An 18,876-nucleotide genomic window follows, 5' to 3' on the forward strand; every position below is an offset into this window, starting at 1 on the left:
TTTATTTTAAAACTCTATAATCAATGCGAAAATTTGTACTATTTTCTGTTGCTCTTGGATTGAGTTTTCCTTCTGAATCCTATTCTTTTGCAAAAAAAGAAGGTGCTTTGAATCGCGACAATTTAACAAGCGCCTTTCTGAGTTCTTCTGCAAAAAATGCGTTTCAAAATACGGTGCAAGGTACTGTAAAGGATGGAAAAGGTCCAGTCTCTGGGGTAAGCGTGTCTGTGATTGGCGGTACTGCGTCAACTAAGACTGATGCTCAGGGGCATTTTAAAATTACAGCTGCCGTGGGGAGCAAGTTGCGTTTTTCGTCTGTAGGATACGTGACGAAGGAGGTTGCCATTACTTCAGCTACGCTTGATGTAACATTAGCGGACGATAATCAAGCGTTGGACGAAGTGGTCGTTGTCGGTTACGGTACGCAGAAAAAAGGTAACCTTACTGGTGCGGTTTCATCGATCAATGTGAAGGAGAATCTACAGAGTCGTCCGATCGCCGATGTCGGCCGGGCAATTCAAGGAACGACACCAGGATTTAGTGTTACTGTACCGAGTGGTGAGGTTGGATCTGATCCTACCATGCGTATTCGTGGTGCAATATCTTCCATTCAAGGGAATAGTAGTCCATTGATCTTGGTGGATAATGTGGAAATCCCGAGTATCCAATATGTAAATCCGGATGATGTTGAGTCGATCACCGTATTAAAAGATGCTGCCTCTTCGTCCATCTATGGTGCGAAAGCTGCTTTTGGTGTCGTATTGATTAAGACGAAAACAGGTGGAAGTGCGGAAAAGGTTACCGTAAATTATTCTAATAACTTCTCATTCCAAAATCCATATAAAAAGTTGGAAATGGGACGTGTTAATGCCTTGAAATATACCATTGACGCATTAGAAAGAGTTGGCGGAACCGAAACTGGTGCTTTCTATAAAGTAAATAGAGAAAGTTATGAACGCGCAGTGGAGTGGGATAAAAAATATGGATCTTCAATCGGGAAAGATGATCCAACGGTATATGGCAGAGACTGGTATGTAGATCCGGGGTCGCCGACGAAAAAGTACGGTGTTAGAACGTATGATCCATATGATTATATGGTGCGCGAGTGGGCTCCCACACAAACACATAACTTGTCTTTAAATGGTACCATTAAGAAGACACAATATACAGCTTCATTTGGTTCGTTGAACCAAAGCGGTATGTTAAAGGCCGGCGATTCGGATAAGTTTAAACGGTATAATGCTGCATTAAGACTAAATACCGAACTGAATAAATATGTGACTATTAGGGGTGGAGTGATGTTTGCACAACGGAACAAGATCTATCCTTATGCGACAAACTCAACAACGGCCGATCCATGGTTGTACATGTATCGCTGGAGTTCCCTTTATCCAATGGGCTATGACGAAAATAACAACCCAATAAGGAGTCCATGGAGTGAAAATGAGGCGGCAAACCAAGCTTCCATGCTTCGCAATTATGTTAATTTAAGCGCTGGTGCTACAGTTAATATAATGAAGAATTGGAAAGTAGATGTAGACTATACATTTACCAATGAGGATTATAGCTGGCGTAAAAACGGGACGAGATATACAGCAGCCAATTCTTGGGTAGCAGCCAAACAACGGTTTGATGCACAAGGAAATCCAGTTTATGTCAATAAAGAAGGAGCTGTTGTCAATAAGGGAGATGCTGATGCAACTTTAGCTTATGATCTTTCCAATGATATGTATACAGCGAATGGTTCTGCGCAAGATCATATCTATATGCGTTCACAAAATGAACATAAGCATACTGTCAATGCATTTACAACGTATGAGCTCGACTTGAATGATGATCATAACTTTAAATTTATCCTTGGTTTAAATAGAGTAACAAACGATGGTTCTTTCCATTGGACACAGCGTGCTGATTTATTGGATATCACAAATCCTCAGTTTGATTTGGCTGTGGGCCAAATTACGGGTAGCGGTGGTGAGTATTGGGAATCACAATTAGGGTATTTTGGCCGTGTGAACTATGCGTATAAGAATAAGTATCTATTTGAAGGTAATATCCGTTATGATGGTTCCTCCAAGTTTCCAACAGATTTGAAATGGCGATGGTTTCCATCCTTTTCAGCAGGCTGGGTAGTTTCAGAAGAAAAATTCATGGACTGGTCAAGGGCTACATTAAATCAGTTGAAGTTTAGAGGTTCATGGGGTGTTATCGGAAATCAAACGGTACCTTCTGATCTTTATGTTTCAAACATGGATGCGGGTCAGATTAATTACATCGTCAATGGCGCATTGTTGAATTCTGTGGGCACGCCAAAACTGAATTGGCCAAACGTTACGTGGGAAGATCTGGAGACCCTGGATTTCGGTGCGGATGCCAGATTCTTCAAGAATAAATTAGGTTTGACGTTTGACTGGTATCAGAAGAAGACCAAAAATATGTTTGCTCCTTTGGAAGGAACAACACTGACCTTGGGTTCTGCGGCGCCTTGGGGTAACTTCGGTACCTTGACGACCAAAGGCTTTGAATTGGCCATCGATTTTAATCACCGATTTGAGAATGGATTGGGTATTAATTTTAGGGCTAATTTGGATGACTCTAAATCTGTTTTTAGTGGCTATACGTCATTACGCACTACCGGTGTGAATTATAATGGTCGGGTATATGGTGATATTTGGGGGTATGAGACAGACCGTCTGTACCAATACAATGATTTTGTATTGGATGGAAATAACAATCCGCAGTTGGTAAAACCAAATGCAGATATGACCAAATACTATGGAAGTACAGATAATGTCTATCTCTTGAAAGAGGGGCCGAATGGTGAAAAGCCTGTCTATCAGCCACGATTCCAAAATTCAACTAATTTCTATTTTGGTCCTGGGGATGTTAAATTCAAAGATTTGAATGGTGACGGCGAGATCGATAACGGTGACGGTACGATCGATAATCCTGGCGATATGAAGATCATTGGTAATTCGACGCCTCGTTATCAGTATGGCTTTAGATTTGGTGCCGATTGGAAAGGCTTCGATGTTTCAGCATTTTTCCAAGGTGTGGGGCAACGTAAAGTTTGGGGAGCAGGATTCTTGGCGATTCCAGGATTTAACACTTCAGATGGAGCAATGCCTGCAAGCTTTGTAAACGATTACTGGACGAAAGATAATCAAGGAGCATTCTATCCGGCTGCATTCAACAACGGCGGTAGTGCGAATGTCAATAATATGCAAGTTCAGTCCCGCTATCTGTTGGATATGTCGTATTTGAGAATTAAGAACCTAACTGTGGGGTATACAATTCCTCAGCATATCGTGCAACGAGCTAAGATAAATAACTTACGTGTTTATGTTTCGTTGGAGAATTTCTTCACTTGGGATAAGCTTCGTGGCTTACCGATTGATCCGGAAGAGGTGGGAGGCTTCTCGATTTTTAATGAAACGAATTACAACGGTGGACGTACAGGTGTTGGAACACCAACATTTAAGAGTGCCTCATTTGGTGTTCAGTTAAACTTTTAAACGAATTTGACAGATGAAATTAAATAGAATAAAAATTGGATCTATCATGCTTTCCGCCATGTTATTGGGGGTAGGCTGTAGTAAGGATGTGCTGGATAGGCCTGATCAAACTAAAGTAATCGATGAAAACTTTTGGAGAAATGAAGCTGATGTTCGTTTGTATGCAAATGATTTTTATTTAAATTATTTTGTTGGCTATAATACTTTTTATGGTACGGCCTATGCTCCCTTAGTGGGATATAACTATGCAGATGACTTTACGTCTGAAGGAACGCAAGGTGGCTTTGAGTCAGTTGTTCCGACGAGTAGAGGTGCGAGTACGGTGACACCTGATATGTTGACGACCTACTCAGGGCCGACCTGGAATTTTTACTGGGTTAGAAAGGCTAATGTGATGTTGACCAGGATTGAAACAAAGGCCAAGTCAAAATTGTCAGAGGCTGAGTATAAGCACTGGACTGCAGTAGCTCGTTTTTTTAGAGGCTACGAATATAGTAGGTTAGTTTCTGTGTTTGGTGATGTGCCTTATTTTGATGTTGAAGTTGATCCGATGGATCAGGCTACAATGTATAAGGAACGTACCAAGCGCGGGGAGGTTATGGATAAAGTCTATACAGATTTTGAGTATGTGCTTGATAATATGCGTGCTGATGACGGAAAAGGTTATGTAAATAAATATGCAGCAGCGGCACTTATTTCTAACCTCATGTTGTTTGAAGGTTCCTGGGAAAAATACCATGGCTTAGATCAAGATCGTGCGAAAAAGTATCTTGCGCTTGCGGTTAAAGCATCTGAAGTGGTCATGAACAGTGGTAAGTGGTCTTTTGGAAGTGATTTTAAGAGCCTGTTCGCATCTGAAGATCTTTCAAGCAATCCAGAGGTAATTTTCTTCAGAACTTATAATGATGCCTTGAAAGTAACGCACGCCGTAGGTTCTTACAGTAATGGTACTGAAGGGCAGAAGGGCGTTAACTTGGATTTGTTGAAATCTTTTATCTGTAACGATGGAAAGGTTTGGCAAAACTCAGCGCTCACAAATGCTTCGGACTTTTCGATGAAATCTTTGGCGAGAACGAGAGACCCACGGTTTGAAGCTTCGTTGATGGATACCGTTAATACAGCTTCATCAACATTTGCTTACGGTCATAAATTTGCTGCTAGAGAAGCCTTGACGTATATTGGAAAAACTTATCCAGCAAAATGGAGTAGTAATACAAATACAAATGATGCTCCGATTGTGCGTCTTGGTGAGGTTGTGTTGAATTGGATTGAGGCAAGGCAGATTCTTGCGGAGTTTTTTGGTGGAGCAGCTGTTACCCAAGGTGATTTGGATAAATCGATCAATGCAGTACGGAATAGACCGCTAGACGCAGATGCCATAGCTAAAGGGGTAAAGAAAACAGCACCTTTGACATTAAATTCTCTGCCGAATGATCCAAGCCGCGATGCGGATATATCGCCGTTGATGTGGGAAATCAGACGCGAACGAAGAATGGAATTTGTATATGAGTATGCGCGATTGAATGATATCCGTCGCTGGAAAAAATTGGATTATATGAACTTTTCGCGCAATGTCGATTATTCACTAGGTCCCTGGGTAAATATCAAAAAGGATCTTCCAAATCGTTTGACAAAAGCTTACGAAGGTGTTTTGAAAGTCCGTGACGCAGCAGGAAATACAATCACGTACAATGGTAAAAACGCCGATGCTATGGTGGGATATTACGTTGTTCCGAAATTTGCGAACAGGGTAAGTTTTACCGATCGGTCGTACTTGGCTCCTGTTGGACTGAATCAGATTCAACAATATGCAAATTTGGGCTATATCTTAACACAGACGCCAGGCTGGCAATAGATAGCATTGTATTAAAAGGCCTTTCTGAATTTCAGAAAGGCTTTTTAATACATAATGAATTTTGATTTACATGAAGATGCATAAAAATGCAATATCATTTCTGTTTTATGCATAAAAACGCTATTTTTAAGAAAACATTACGCATGAGGTTTCCAATTATCACCTTTTTTATTGCATTATCCTGCGTTTTTAACGTTGCGATAGCACAGCAGTCCTTCAAATTTGCCCACGTAACAGACACGCATGTCGGTGGTGCAACAGGTGAGGAGGATTTGCGACGTACTGTAAAGGACCTGAATACATTGAAAGATATTGATTTCGTTATACTTTCTGGAGATATCACCGAGTTTGGTGCTGATCATGAGTTAAAGCTTGCGAAGCGAATCTTAGATAGTTTGCAGCTGCCTTGGTATGTGATTCCGGGAAATCACGATGGCAATTGGTCAGAAAATGGAGCCAATACGTTTCGAACCGTTTTTGGTGGGGAAACCTTTTTCTTTAAGCATAAAGGCTACGCATTCATTGGAACCAATTCGGGGCCAAATATGCGTATGAGCCCTGGTCAGATTCCTCGTGAAAACCTGGTTTGGATGGATTCCATTTTTGCAGCGAATCCGGATAAACAGCTTCCATTGATCTATATTAATCATTATCCACAGGATTCATCGTTAAATAACTGGTTTGACGCACTGAAAAGAGTTAAAACGCGGAATGTCCAGTTGGCGCTTTGTGGGCATGGTCATGCCAATAAATTATACGATTGGGAAGGAATTCCGGGGGTAATGGGACGGTCTAATCTGCGTGCGAATAAAGCGGTTGGAGGGTATAATATTGTGACCATCGCTGATGGCAAAGCGAGTTATCAGGAGCGTAATCCCGGTGTCGGAATGCAGGAGAAACCTTGGGTTGTTGTCCCTCTATTTAATCATCACTATGAAAATGAAACAGTAAGCTACCCGAGACCCAGTTATGCTGTGAATGCAAAATATGCAAATCAGGTTAAAGTCAATTGGACGTTTGAAGATGCCAGCGATATCGGGGCTGGACTAGCTGTTTACAAAAATAGCGTGATTACATCAAATACCGCGGGCGATATCTTTGCGCTTGATTTAAAAACTGGCAAAAAGCTATGGGCATTTCGTACAGGTGGTAAAGTTTATTCTACTCCGGCAGTGTGGAAAGGAATTGTCGTGGCGGGATCATCGGATCATGCAATTTATGCGGTAGATGCCCGTAATGGCAAGTTGTTGTGGAAGGTACAGACTGAAAAGGCGGTTTTGGGTTCACCCTTGCTACATGATGGCGTGGCTTTTATCGGTGGCTCGGATGGTAAGTTTAGAGCGCTGGACATCAAGACGGGAGCTGTAAAGTGGAGTTTTGACCAGGTCAAAGGATTTGTATCGACGCTGCCAACGTATTATTTGGGGAATGTAATTTTTGGTTCCTGGAGCAATGGATTCTATGCTTTGGATGCCAAAACGGGTAAGCTTTCGTGGGAGTGGAATAATGGACAGGCCAATCGGATGTTTTCTGCTGCGGCATGCAATCCGGTGGGGGTAAACAATCGTGTTTTTGTAGTTGCACCGGATCGTTTTATGACAGCACTGGATGCGAAGAACGGTGCGGTCATCTGGCGGGAAAAGAAAGATACCATTCGGGTGCGCGAGTCTATGGGACTGGCTGCAGACCATAAACTGGTTTATGTGAAGACGATGGATGGGGAGCTTTTAGGTATTTCGGTTGCTGGTGATCGTATGGATGTTGCCTGGAAGTCCAAACTTAAATTGCCCTACGAATTGACACCTTCTGCAATTACATCCAATGGCAAGTTGGTCTTTGTGCCGAGTCATTCGGGTTTGCTATCTGGGGTTGACGCAAAAACAGGCGCGGTGGCATGGCAATATAAAATATCCAATGGAATGGTTAATCCTGTTGCGCTAAATGGTCGAAACACGGTGATAGCGAGTACGATGGATGGCAAAATAGTTTCATTACAGTTTTAAGCAATCGATTGAATTGATCTTTTTGAAAATAAATGCCTTGATATGATAAAAAAATGTCTAAACTTCTTAAATTTACGTCAAGCTTTTTTGCTTGTTTTTGCATGTTTTGTTTGTAACTTTGCGAAAGCACAGCAAAATGCTTGGATTAGAATAAACCAATTGGGCTATACACCGGCGGGCAAGAAGGTCGCGGTATGGGGTGGGAAATCAATCAGGCAGCTTCGTTCTTTTGAAATTAAAAACGCGCAAACGGGTAAAACAGTCTATGTGCATCCTGTCGGAAAAGATTATGGGGCTTATGGTCCTTTTGTTCAAAGCTTTCGTTTTGATTTCTCTTCTATGCAGGATACGGGACGTTTTTTTGTTCAGGCCGGAGATGTGAAGTCTCCAACATTCCGAATCGCTCGGGACGTTTATAAAGGAGCGGCAGATTTTGCACTGCGTTATATGCGGCAACAACGGACATTGTTCAACCCTTTTCTGAACGATAGCTGCCATACACACGATGGCTTTGCGCTGTATGCAGGAAAGGTTGGCATTCCCGATAGCTCCCGTATCGATGCGGGTGGCGGTTGGCATGATGCTTCTGATTATTTGCAATATGCGACAACGTCAGCAAATGCAACATTTCATCTGTTAGCGGCTTACCGCGATTTTCCAAAGGTGTTTGGTGATCTAAAGCAAGCAAATGGTCTTGATGGAAAAAATGGCCGGGCCGATGTGCTCGATGAGGCAAAATGGGGCTTGGATTGGCTGTTGAAAATGCATCCCAAGGCCAACCAAATGTACAATCAGATTGGTGATGACCGGGATCATGCCAGCATGCGGATGCCAAAGGAAGATCCTTACTATGGTCGTGGATTTGAGAGACCGGTGTATTTTATCGATGGCGAGCCACAGCAGCGTGGCAAGTTTATGAACAATACAACCGGGACAAGCTCTACTGCTGGTAAATTTAGTAGTGCTTTTCGACTGGGGGCGATGTTGTTTGACAAAGAGGATCGGAAATATGCAACGCTGCTTTCGAAGAAATCGGAAACAGCCTATGCTTATGCCAATATAAAACCAGGCGTGACACAGACAGTTTCTGTGAAATCGCCCTATATTTATGCCGAAGATAATTGGGTAGACGATATGCAGTTGGCCGCTGCAATGGGTTTTTCGATGACAAAAAAAGAAAAGTTTGCACGAGAAGCCTTACGCTTCGCCCGGCAAGAAAAGATTACACCTTGGATGGTTAGCGATACTGCTGCACATTATCAGTGGTATCCTTTTATCAATCTTGGGCATTATGAGTTGGCAAAAGGATTAAAAGGACAAGATCGCGAGGAGATTGTTTCCTATTATAAACAGGGGATTGAGCAAGTCAATCGGAGAGCTGAGAAAAACGCTTTTTTTCGGGGAGTTCCCTTTATTTGGTGTAGCAACAACTTAACGGTATCCTTTGCGATCCAATGTCTCTGGTATAAAGAATTGACGGGAGATGCACATTTTGATGAGCTAGCCCAAGCTAATTTTGACTGGTTATTCGGGGCGAACCCTTGGGGCACGAGTATGGTATATGGTCTTCCGGCTGGAGGCGATACACCTGTCGATCCGCATTCGGCATTTACCTTTCTTGGAAAGCATCCGATCGACGGCGGATTGGTTGATGGGCCCATTATGGCATCCACGTACCGCAATCTGATTGGTATCAAGTTGAATAATCCGGATAGCTATGCGGAGTTTCAAAGTGATCTGGCGGTCTATCATGACGACTACGGAGATTATAGTACGAATGAGCCGACAATGGATGGTACCGCTTCGTTGATTTATCTGTTGGCTTCAAAGGAGGGTAAGGCCATGGAGGAGCCTACCGGAAAAAAGTAACACGGGATATTTTTGGAGCTATTGTCCGGGGCGACTCGACAAAACGGCAGGTGGCCCTGGTGTTTACCGGTCATGATTTATCTGAGGGTACTGCTGAGGTATTAGCAAGTCTAAAGCATAATGGCGTTAAAGGCTCTTTTTTCCTGACAGGCGATTATCTCAGAACTCCAGGTTTTAAGCCGTATGTCCGTCAGATGTTAAGCGATGGCCATTGGATTTCGGGGCATTCCGATAAACATATTCTGGTGAGTGACTGGGGGAGTAGGGAGGTGCTTTTGGTCAAACGTGACTCTTTTGTCGCTGATCTTAAAGCAAACCTGAAAGCACTGGAAGGCGCGGGCGTCAAAAGAGAGCACTTGTCCTATTATATTCCTTCTTATGAATGGTATAATAGTGAAACAGTCGACTGGGCAAAAGCGGTTGGTCTGAATTCGGTTAATTATACACCAGGAATACGGACTGCGGCCGATTATACCTATCCTGAAATGGGAGCTCGCTATTTATCGTCGACAGCGATTCTCGACAATCTTTGGTCTCACGAAGCTCGATATGGGCTCAATGGATTTTTGATATTGATTCATATGGGAACTGATGATCGGCGGAAAGATAAGCTGTATCATCATTTGGATGATATCATTAGCATATTAAAGGGGAAAGGGTATCAACTTGTGGATGTACCCGATTTATTGAAATAAAGAAATACAATATATACTAATAATGGTAAATACAACGGAGAAAGATTCGAATTATCAGGATTTGGACAAGATGTCTGTGCATGAGTTATTGACAAATATCAATAATGAGGATAAATCTGTGCCACTTGCTGTAGAGCAGGCTATCCCTCAGATTGAAGCATTAGTCAAAGTCACTGTGGAGAAAATGAAGGCTGGTGGTCGAACTTTTTATATCGGCGCTGGTACAAGTGGTCGTTTGGGCGTGTTGGATGCGTCAGAATTACCTCCGACTTACGGCGTTCCATTTGAATGGATCATTGGGTTGATTGCTGGTGGTGATACTGCAATTAGAAAAGCAGTTGAATTTGCAGAAGATGATTTGGAGCAAGCCTGGAAAGATATGGAAGCGTATGATATTGATGAAAACGATGTTGTTATCGGTATTGCGGCCTCTGGAACCACACCTTATGTTATTGGCGGATTAAAAATGGCAAATGAGAAAGGACTTGTGACGGGATGTATTGTCTGTAATGGGGGTTCTCCGATTGCTGAAGTAGCACAGTATCCGGTTGAGGTTATTGTTGGGCCAGAATTTGTTACCGGGTCTACTCGGATGAAATCGGGTACAGCACAGAAACTTGTGTTAAATATGTTCAGTACTGCAGTGATGATCCAATTGGGTAGGGTAAAAGGGAATAAGATGGTCGATATGCAATTGTCAAACCATAAGCTGGTCGGTCGTGGTGTACGTATCATTATGGATCAAACCGGGGCGCTGGAAGAAGAGGCTGCGGCTTTACTTGAACAATTTGGTAATGTAAGACAGGCCATCGAAGCTTATCAGGCTACCCATTGAGTATAACCTACTAAAAATCACCTATTTTAAAAACAAACTATGTCACCAGTAATATTATTATCTTTTATAATAATCTATTTTGCAGTTCTGCTTGCAGTAGCTCACTTCACCTCGAAGGGGGCTTCGGATAACTCTACTTTTTTTGTCGCAAACCGGAACTCTAAATGGTATATGGTCGCCTTTGGGATGATCGGTACCGCGCTCTCCGGCGTAACTTTTATTTCGGTTCCCGGCGCAGTAGGTGCGTCTGAATTTAGCTATTTTCAATTTGTTCTTGGGAACGCCGTTGGTTTTGTCATTATTGCCTATGTATTGCTTCCGCTCTATTATAGAATGAACTTGACTTCCATCTATACCTATTTGGAAGAACGTTTTGGGCACACCACGTACAAAACAGGTGCTGCTATTTTTTTGGTTTCCCGTACGATCGGTTCGGCATTTCGTCTTTATTTGGTGGCAATCGTATTGCAGCATTTTATTTTTGATGCCTGGAATGTGCCTTTCGCGATTACGGTCGTTATATGTTTGGTGTTAATCTGGATGTATACAAATAAGGGCGGTTTAAAGACGATTATTGTGACAGATACCCTACAGACTACCTTTTTAGTGACCGCAGTAATTCTCTCTATCTATTTTATGGCCAAAGGATTAGATTTTGGTATCGTCGATACTTTCGAGGCTGTAAAAGAAAGTAGTTATTCGAAGATCTTTTTCTGGGATGATTTTGTCGGTAGTAAAGCTAATTTTTGGAAACAATTCTTGGGAGGGATTTTTGTGACCATTGCGATGACGGGGCTAGATCAGGATCTGATGCAGAAGAACTTATCGATGGGGACCATTAAAGAAGCTCAAAAGAATATGATCACTTTTACAAGTGTTTTTGTGGTCATCAATATATTCTTTTTAGCTGTCGGTGCTTTGCTGTATATCTATGCGGCTAAAAATGGAATTGATGTGACTCAATTAGCAACACGCGATTATTTGTACCCAGAAATTGCATTAAACCACTTGGCTATTGTTCCTGCAATCATCTTTATGATGGGGTTAACGGCTGCTACTTTTGCAACGACAGATAGTGCGCTAACGGCATTGACAACATCTTTCTGTGTGGACTTTCTAAATTTCAATAAAAAAGAAAATCCCAATGATCCAGCGCTGATCAAGCAGCGTAATTATGTGCATTTTGGTTTTTCCATTGTGATGCTGTTGGTTATTCTGGTCTTTAAGCTGATCAATGATGACTCGGTCGTCAATGCAATCTTTACGGCAGCGAGTTATACCTATGGACCTTTATTGGGTTTATTTGTTTTCGGAATATTCACAAAATATGCCGTGCGGGATAACGCTGTACCTTATATCTGTGTACTTTCGCCTACCGTCTTATTTTTGCTTAAAACCTATGTTATTGAAGTGTATACACCTTATGTTATCGGATTGGATTTGATCATTATTAATGGTTTTATCACGTTTGTGATGCTTTTGATCAGTTCTCCAGGTAAAGCAAGTGAAAAAGCATTGTCCCATAATTAATGCATTCCAGTGATAAAAAGTTTCTCCATTGGTGAGAAGATGTAAATACAAGTATTGATTTTGATTTGTACGTACAGAAAAATTAAGTTAAGTTTGATATACTTAGTTTTTCTGTACGTATGTATCATAGCATAAATGAGACTACGGAGTTTATCCGTAGAAAAATTGGAGATTTTACTCCAGAGTTCGGTATCATCCTAGGTACTGGTTTAGGTAAGTTGGTGGATGAAATTGAAGTCGAGTATCAGCTGATGTATTCCAATATACCAAATTTCCCCATTTCGACTGTTGAATTTCATTCTGGTAAGCTTATTTTTGGAAAGCTGAGTGGCCGCAATGTGGTTGCTATGCAGGGGAGGTTGCATTATTATGAAGGTTACGATATGCAACAAATTACCTTTCCGATCCGTATCATGAAAGTTTTGGGGGTACAAAAATTGTTTGTTTCCAACGCTGCGGGCTCCCTGAATCCTGATGTGAAAAAAGGTGACCTTGGAATTATTGAAGATCATATCAATTTGTTGCCGGATAATCCGCTACGCGGACAGAATTTGGCCGAGTTTGGTCCACGATTTCCGGATATGAGCGAGCCTTATAACCGAAAGATGATTGGACAGGCTCTTGAAATTGCAGCCAAACATGCTATTGCTGCGCGAAAAGTTGTTTATGTTTCTTCCGCAGGTCCAAATTTGGAAACAAAAGCGGAATATCGTTATATGCGCCTGATCGGTGGGGATGTGGTCGGTATGAGTACCGTTCCAGAAGTGATTGTTGCTAATCATATGGCACTGCCGGTATTTGCGATTTCTGTTGTTACGGATGAAGGCTTTCACGAGGAGCTTAAACCCGTATCATTACAGGAAATTGTTAATGTTGCGGAGAAAGCGGAACCTAAAATGACATTAATTTTGAAAGAATTAATAGCTTTGCAATAAATTACCTCTTCATGTATCTCTGTTGAAGGAGAAGGTTGTTGGATTTGTGTGCGGTGAAGGGTAATTGGTTCATTGAGGTGAATTTAGCTTTTTTGGTTTTTATATAATTTTAGATGAAGTTGATCGTACGCATACTTGCCGCATGGTGTGTTTTATTTATTTATTCCGTGGATGTCATTGCGCAGAGCAAAGAGGATTGGAGTAGCGCATTGGATTCGGCCAGAGCCAAAGAGGACGGGAAGAAAGATTCTGTCATCCTTTCTGCGAAGTATATCCGATATGCCACACTGGATATGTTAAAAAAAGGAACTTATACACGGCAGATCGATACATCACATCATAATTATCAATATTATAATCCGCAGAATTTACCTTGGAATCCCAGTGTGAACCTTGGGGCTTATGGCCTTGCCACACGGGATCTATTGTTCCAGCCTAAAAAGACCATTGGCTTTCAGTCTGGTTTTACAGCGTTGGAACGTTATTTATTGAACCCCGATTCGGTCCAATATTTTAGGGCCCGGGCGAGGTACTCCGAATTGTCCGCGGTAGGATTCTTTTTTAATGACCAGGTTTTTAGGGCTCGGGTGGCGCAGAATATCAATTCCCAATGGAATATGAATGTCGATTTCCATTCTACTAAAACGGATGGATTTTACCTTGGACAGAATTATTCGGATTTAAAGGCTTCAGTTGCTTCTTGGTATGAATCGAAAAATAACCGGTATAATTTGTTGATCAATGGCGTATTTAATCGTTTGGATGCCATGGAGAATGGCTCTATTACAGAAGATCTTCCATTTGCGCCTGGAAATAGACAGTCTCCTGATCGATTTATACCGAAATTCTATGATGCCGGTAACACAAGGGTACCTCGATCTAAGTGGTGGGATAATTCATTCTTCCTGAGACAGTCACTTTATTTGGGACGATTGGATACGATCGATAAAGGCAAGCCGACCATGCAGATCCATCCGACCAATAGTATGGCGCATAATACGCGTATCCGAAGGCAGACATACAGCTTCTTCAAGAACATGGATGACCAAAATGCAGCATTACCATACAATAATAGAGCATTGGCGCTAAACAATGATAAGACGTTGATCACGAATGTTTCCAATGAATTTGAATATAACTTTTTTCTTAGAGGGAAGTCGGTCTTTAAGAACGAGGCAAAGTTGAATTTGGCTTTTCAGCACGACATGAACTGGGTGGAGCAGAATCAGTTGGACTCCATGCGGTATTACAATAATACATCAGCCTATCCACAGCCGCTGAAGAAACTGCCGGATAGCACAACATTTGATCGTTTTTATCAGAACGGAATTGTGAAAGGTGAATTAGGATATAAGTTTTCAGATCGTCTTGATTTTAGTTTAAAAGCGAATCAAATCGTATTTGGCCACAACTTTGGAGATTTCTTGTATGAAGCTAAAGCGGATATCTCGATGGGGGATAAAATCGGAAAGGTGACGTTGTCAGCTTATTCACAGAACAAATCTCCGGAGATGGTTTTCGAGAATTTAAATTATACCTACGGAAAATGGAATGATTTAGATCTTAAAAAGACGAAAATTCAGAATCTGGGTTTTCAATATGCCAATCCGATGCTTGGTTTCCATGGCAAGGTGGAGTATTTTCTGATGAACAATTATTCTTATTTCGAAGAGTTGTCCAATCCACAGAACGATCCGAAGAAAGATAAATGGATTGTTCCGGCACAATTGGATAAAGCTAATTTGTTAAAGGTAACCGTTGGACAAAAATTTAAATTAAACCATTTTACGTTTGATAATCTCGTGGTCTATCAAAAGACAGATCAACAGGATGCATTGGCAGTTCCCGAGCTGTATACCTGGCATAGTTTGTATTACAGTAACCTGTTTTATAAAGTTATTGATTATAGTATCGGTCTGGACGCAAAGTTTAATACACCCTATGCCAATCCGAATTATTCGATTGGGACAGGGCAGTTTTACAATGCTTACAAACAGATTGAGTTTTCGACATATCCGATCATGGATTTATGGATTACAGCGAATATACAACGGGTAAATATGTTTTTGAGTTATAATTTTTTAAATCAGAACTTCTATCCGCATGGTTACTATACGGTCAGACGTTATCCGATGAATAGTGCTAATTTTAGGTTTGGTATTTCTTGGAAGTTCTATGATTAAAAATTATTTCGGTGTTTCTTAGCTTGTTGTGATATTAAAGGCATAAAATCTTATAAAATAATTTTGAGAATAGAATTTTTAAGCTATATTTGCACACGCAATTAGGGAACGGCGTTCTTTAAAAAAGTATGGAGGCTTAGCTCAGCTGGTTCAGAGCATCTGCCTTACAAGCAGAGGGTCACAGGTTCGAATCCTGTAGCCTCCACCATACAAAAGTCGGAGAATTAGCTCAGCTGGTTCAGAGCATCTGCCTTACAAGCAGAGGGTCACTGGTTCGAATCCAGTATTCTCCACCAATCCAAAACGGAGGCTTAGCTCAGCTGGTTCAGAGCATCTGCCTTACAAGCAGAGGGTCACAGGTTCGAATCCTGTAGCCTCCACAAAGCATCATCAAATGGTGCTTTTTTTTCGTTAGGGGGTTTAGCTCAGCTGGTTTAGAGCACTACCTCGACAAGGTAGGGGTCACTGGTTCGAACCCAGTAATCCCCACGATAAAAAAAAGCGTTCTTCATGAACGCTTTTTTTATGGGCTGAATGCGCTGTAAATTTGAAAGTCCCGGATCATGTACAAAAGTTGTGGAGGGGATAAAAAATAATTAGATATTTGTGCTTTGATATTTATACAGATGCACGAATCTTTCAACGCGTTAATGCCCTTAATTATTCCCGAAGGAGTTTCCGATTATTTTGAGATGACCCACTATTCCAAAGAAGAAAAAAGACTGGATATCTTTCTGGAGGAACTCAATAATACACCTGAAGAATATCAAGGCCAGAAGTTGATTTCCAAGGGGTTTTTCGAACCCGTTACCCTTCAAGATTTTCCTATCCGTGGCATGCAGGTCTATCTTCATGTCAAGCGCCGCAGGTGGCTCAACCAGGATACCGATAAAGTAGTCTACAGAAATTGGGAACTAGTAGCCAAAGGGACGCGCATCACACAGGATTTCGCAGCTTTTTTAAAAGGTATCAGCGGACAACCAGGCTCATAGCATTCAGACCATCAGTTCATTCTATGGGATATCAGCCAGTAAACTAAGGAGATACTACCGCAATAAACTGAGCGGTTTCCAGGATTGGGAGCATCGCGAAAATGCGCGAGATGGATTGACCTTCCCACAGAATGTCAGCGGCCATCTTTCTATTGACGAGACCTGCCTATCCCATGGCGAGCTCTATACCGTTGTCACCAATAAAGAAGCACGGGGCAAAAAAGGGACCATTGTAGCCATACTGAACGGGACAAAATCAGAGAACATTATCCCGATCCTTCAAAAGATCCCACAGAGATTACGAAATAAAGTTCAAGAGATAACGCTTGATTTAGCCGGTAATATGGGATTGATAGCCAAAAGATGCTTTCCCAATGCTGTTCAGGTAATAGACCGTTTCCATGTTCAGCAACTTGCTAACGAAGCGCTTCAGGAAATAAGGATAAAGCACCGCTGGCAGGCCATTGACTATGAAAATCAGGCAATTGACCAAGCACGAAAGAATAAGGAAACCTATTTTCCGGAAGTCCTATCCAACAGTGAAACCATCAAACAGTTACTTGCAAGAAGCCGATACCTGCTTTATAAAAGTGAACATAAATGGACTTACGAGCAAAGAGAAAGGGCTGCTGTACTCTTTGAGCGATATCCCGATATTGAAAAGGCGTACAGGCTATCCCAAGAACTCTCTTGGATATTCAACACCACCATAGATAAGATCTACGCCTTTACAAGGTTGGCAAAATGGGCGGATAAAGTGGAACAGGCCGGCTTCAAGTCATTCAACACCGTCTCCAGAACCATAAATATCCATCACAAAAAAATATTGAACTACTTCGACAACAAGAGTACAAATGCTTCAGCAGAATCTTTCAATGCAAAGATAAAAGCTTTCAGAAGTCAGTTTAGAGGTGTAGGTGACATCAATTTCTTCCTGTTCAGATTGACCAAATTATTTGCGTAGTCCACAGGTTTTGAAACTGATCCAAAGTCCCCGATCCGGTATTCAATCTGTCTCGGGAATCTCTCGCGTTTATTTTCTTACTATTTCCGTTTCTTACCTAGTTTAATTCCGTAACCTGTCGTCCATTCAATAAAATCAGCCTTGCCACCATGGGCTTTAATGGAAACACCGGCAAAGAAATCTTTGTATACTTTATAACGTACACCTGCTCTTAAATACACGGGCATGCTTTCGCCATTGAATTCGTTGCGATGAAGGTAGACTCCTACATTTCCGTTGATGTATAGACGTGAATTTAACACATGATCAATGTAGAATGCTGGGCCGTAAGAAAATAGGGCGGAGAATTTCCCGGCTTTATCGCCGGCAACCTTCTCATCGTTTCCGCTAGCTGAATAAAATGCATCGAAGCCAGCGCCAAGCCGCCATTTGTAGCCGAAATGCCTGCTGTAGTATGCGCCTAATGTAGATTTAAAATATTGGCCATCGTGTTCGCGGTCAATCTGTTTGAAGCCAAAGGCATAGTTGAAATGGAGTTCCTCTGTTTTCTCCATCGGTGGAATACTACTTTTTCTATAATCAAAAGGTTTGTTTGTTGGTGTATACGAAACAGATAGGCTCAAGGGGACGAGGTTTATCCCGGTGTTCGGTAATGCCAGGGCTCCATTGCTGAAGTGATGAAAGGCTGCGCCGGCCCCTACCTGGAAGTTTTTATTTAGGCGGTAGTTGGCCTGAAGTCCAAGATCAATAAATACATTATTTTTGCTGCCAATAAGTAGATTGAAAGGATTATCTTCTTCATTATAAGGATTGAATCTGCCCGAGAGGCCGAGTGCAATCCGATAGTTGAAATTCCACCTCGAGTTTACTTTTGGTCTAATGGGAATGGCAACAAAGCCATAAGCCGCGAAAGGTCGTCCGAGGTGTTCCTGACCAAAAGTACTGCTGTAGATTCCGATACCGTATATCGGATAGTTGTATATTTCATTGTAAATGCTCTTTAATGAGTCTTGAAACTGAGTTTGAAAACCGACTCTGAAATTTAGTCCACTATAGTATGAGTCAGCAAGGGTTTCTTTGGAGCGCTCATTGAATTTGAGTTCGCCCCCACTTTCATGTTCAAGTTGAAATATAAGTCTCGTCTTGGCTGGGGTACGGCTTTGTAAAGTGTCTTTCGGATTCTCTATTCGGGGTGTGACCTGTGCAGTGGCACGAAAGGAGAGTAGTGCCAGGGTCACAAAAGCAAGTATTCTTGATCTCATGAAATAAAACGTTAGCGTTTTTTAAAATTTTTGCAAAAATAAGAATGATATATCATTGTAACAATAGTATTTAAACAGTAGCGAAATCTAGTTGTAAAAAATGCCATTTTTCACCCACATCTTGTCGGTTGGTGGCGAGAGAAATTGGGCGGCTTAACCATCAGGATGTCAAATGGGTAAATAATTATTGTTTATGTCTTTAATTGTATTGCATATAAAAAGCAATTTATCTAAGTTT

General features: G+C 41.6%; 12 protein-coding genes and 4 tRNA genes. 15 read left to right on the forward strand and 1 reads right to left on the reverse strand.

Annotated features, from left to right (window positions below; translation table 11 throughout):
* Positions 1-23 precede the first annotated feature (23 nt).
* The 15 genes from AACH28_RS17580 (at position 24) to AACH28_RS17650 (ending at position 17,376) form a co-directional block, all read left to right on the forward strand.
* Positions 24-3,515 (forward strand): TonB-dependent receptor, encoded by a 3,492-nt coding sequence (locus AACH28_RS17580; RefSeq protein WP_286727414.1) that lies wholly within the window; start codon positions 24-26, stop codon positions 3,513-3,515.
* A 13-nt stretch (positions 3,516-3,528) separates the two neighbouring features.
* The gene (locus AACH28_RS17585; RefSeq protein WP_286802848.1) at positions 3,529-5,370 is read left to right on the forward strand and encodes a RagB/SusD family nutrient uptake outer membrane protein; all 1,842 of its coding nucleotides are present in this window, start codon (positions 3,529-3,531) and stop codon (positions 5,368-5,370) included.
* A gap of 143 nt (positions 5,371-5,513) precedes the next feature.
* Positions 5,514-7,373, forward strand: coding sequence for a PQQ-binding-like beta-propeller repeat protein (locus tag AACH28_RS17590; protein WP_313419863.1), 1,860 nt, complete (start codon positions 5,514-5,516; stop codon positions 7,371-7,373).
* Between the two features lie 42 nt (positions 7,374-7,415).
* Positions 7,416-9,242 (forward strand): glycoside hydrolase family 9 protein, encoded by a 1,827-nt coding sequence (locus AACH28_RS17595; RefSeq protein WP_236586153.1) that lies wholly within the window; start codon positions 7,416-7,418, stop codon positions 9,240-9,242.
* 50 nt (positions 9,243-9,292) lie between these two features.
* Positions 9,293-9,937, forward strand: a complete 645-nt coding sequence (locus AACH28_RS17600; protein WP_231585211.1) for a polysaccharide deacetylase family protein — start codon at positions 9,293-9,295, stop codon at positions 9,935-9,937.
* 22 nt (positions 9,938-9,959) lie between these two features.
* Positions 9,960-10,772, forward strand: a complete 813-nt coding sequence (murQ, locus tag AACH28_RS17605) for an N-acetylmuramic acid 6-phosphate etherase (protein ID WP_201669728.1) — start codon at positions 9,960-9,962, stop codon at positions 10,770-10,772.
* A 39-nt stretch (positions 10,773-10,811) separates the two neighbouring features.
* The gene (locus AACH28_RS17610; protein WP_115046435.1) at positions 10,812-12,302 is read left to right on the forward strand and encodes a sodium:solute symporter; all 1,491 of its coding nucleotides are present in this window, start codon (positions 10,812-10,814) and stop codon (positions 12,300-12,302) included.
* Positions 12,303-12,421: 119 nt separating this feature from the next.
* Complete coding sequence (locus tag AACH28_RS17615; RefSeq protein ID WP_286710248.1) at positions 12,422-13,237, forward strand: purine-nucleoside phosphorylase; 816 nt, start codon at positions 12,422-12,424, stop codon at positions 13,235-13,237.
* A 113-nt stretch (positions 13,238-13,350) separates the two neighbouring features.
* Entirely contained in the window at positions 13,351-15,420 is a 2,070-nt protein-coding gene (locus AACH28_RS17620) for a putative porin (RefSeq protein WP_341831121.1), read from the forward strand.
* A gap of 130 nt (positions 15,421-15,550) precedes the next feature.
* Positions 15,551-15,628 (forward strand) — tRNA-Val (locus tag AACH28_RS17625).
* Positions 15,629-15,638: 10 nt separating this feature from the next.
* Positions 15,639-15,716, forward strand: a tRNA-Val gene (locus tag AACH28_RS17630).
* A gap of 9 nt (positions 15,717-15,725) precedes the next feature.
* A tRNA-Val gene (locus tag AACH28_RS17635) sits at positions 15,726-15,800 on the forward strand.
* Between the two features lie 34 nt (positions 15,801-15,834).
* Positions 15,835-15,909, forward strand: a tRNA-Val gene (locus AACH28_RS17640).
* 137 nt (positions 15,910-16,046) lie between these two features.
* Positions 16,047-16,412, forward strand: a complete 366-nt coding sequence (locus tag AACH28_RS17645; protein WP_149525777.1) for a transposase — start codon at positions 16,047-16,049, stop codon at positions 16,410-16,412.
* 115 nt (positions 16,413-16,527) lie between these two features.
* Positions 16,528-17,376, forward strand: a complete 849-nt coding sequence (locus tag AACH28_RS17650) for a transposase (protein WP_341831122.1) — start codon at positions 16,528-16,530, stop codon at positions 17,374-17,376.
* Between the two features lie 80 nt (positions 17,377-17,456).
* On the opposite strand, the gene AACH28_RS17655 is transcribed toward AACH28_RS17650, so the two are convergent.
* Positions 17,457-18,638: an acyloxyacyl hydrolase gene (locus AACH28_RS17655; protein WP_341831123.1), complete on the reverse strand. Its 1,182-nt coding sequence runs from the start codon at positions 18,636-18,638 to the stop codon at positions 17,457-17,459.
* Between the last annotated feature and the right edge of the window lie 238 nt (positions 18,639-18,876).

It is taken from the genome of Sphingobacterium thalpophilum (assembly GCF_038396785.1).
Classification (GTDB): domain Bacteria; phylum Bacteroidota; class Bacteroidia; order Sphingobacteriales; family Sphingobacteriaceae; genus Sphingobacterium; species Sphingobacterium thalpophilum_A.

Coding starts and splice junctions, on each gene's coding strand:
- AACH28_RS17580 (WP_286727414.1), top strand. CDS start 24: ATGCGAAAATTTGTACTATTTTCTGTTGCTCTTGGATTGAGTTTTCCT.
- AACH28_RS17585 (WP_286802848.1), top strand. CDS start 3,529: ATGAAATTAAATAGAATAAAAATTGGATCTATCATGCTTTCCGCCATG.
- AACH28_RS17590 (WP_313419863.1), top strand. CDS start 5,514: ATGAGGTTTCCAATTATCACCTTTTTTATTGCATTATCCTGCGTTTTT.
- AACH28_RS17595 (WP_236586153.1), top strand. CDS start 7,416: ATGATAAAAAAATGTCTAAACTTCTTAAATTTACGTCAAGCTTTTTTG.
- murQ (WP_201669728.1), top strand. CDS start 9,960: ATGGTAAATACAACGGAGAAAGATTCGAATTATCAGGATTTGGACAAG.
- AACH28_RS17610 (WP_115046435.1), top strand. CDS start 10,812: ATGTCACCAGTAATATTATTATCTTTTATAATAATCTATTTTGCAGTT.
- AACH28_RS17615 (WP_286710248.1), top strand. CDS start 12,422: ATGTATCATAGCATAAATGAGACTACGGAGTTTATCCGTAGAAAAATT.
- AACH28_RS17620 (WP_341831121.1), top strand. CDS start 13,351: ATGAAGTTGATCGTACGCATACTTGCCGCATGGTGTGTTTTATTTATT.
- AACH28_RS17645 (WP_149525777.1), top strand. CDS start 16,047: ATGCACGAATCTTTCAACGCGTTAATGCCCTTAATTATTCCCGAAGGA.
- AACH28_RS17655 (WP_341831123.1), bottom strand. CDS start 18,638: ATGAGATCAAGAATACTTGCTTTTGTGACCCTGGCACTACTCTCCTTT.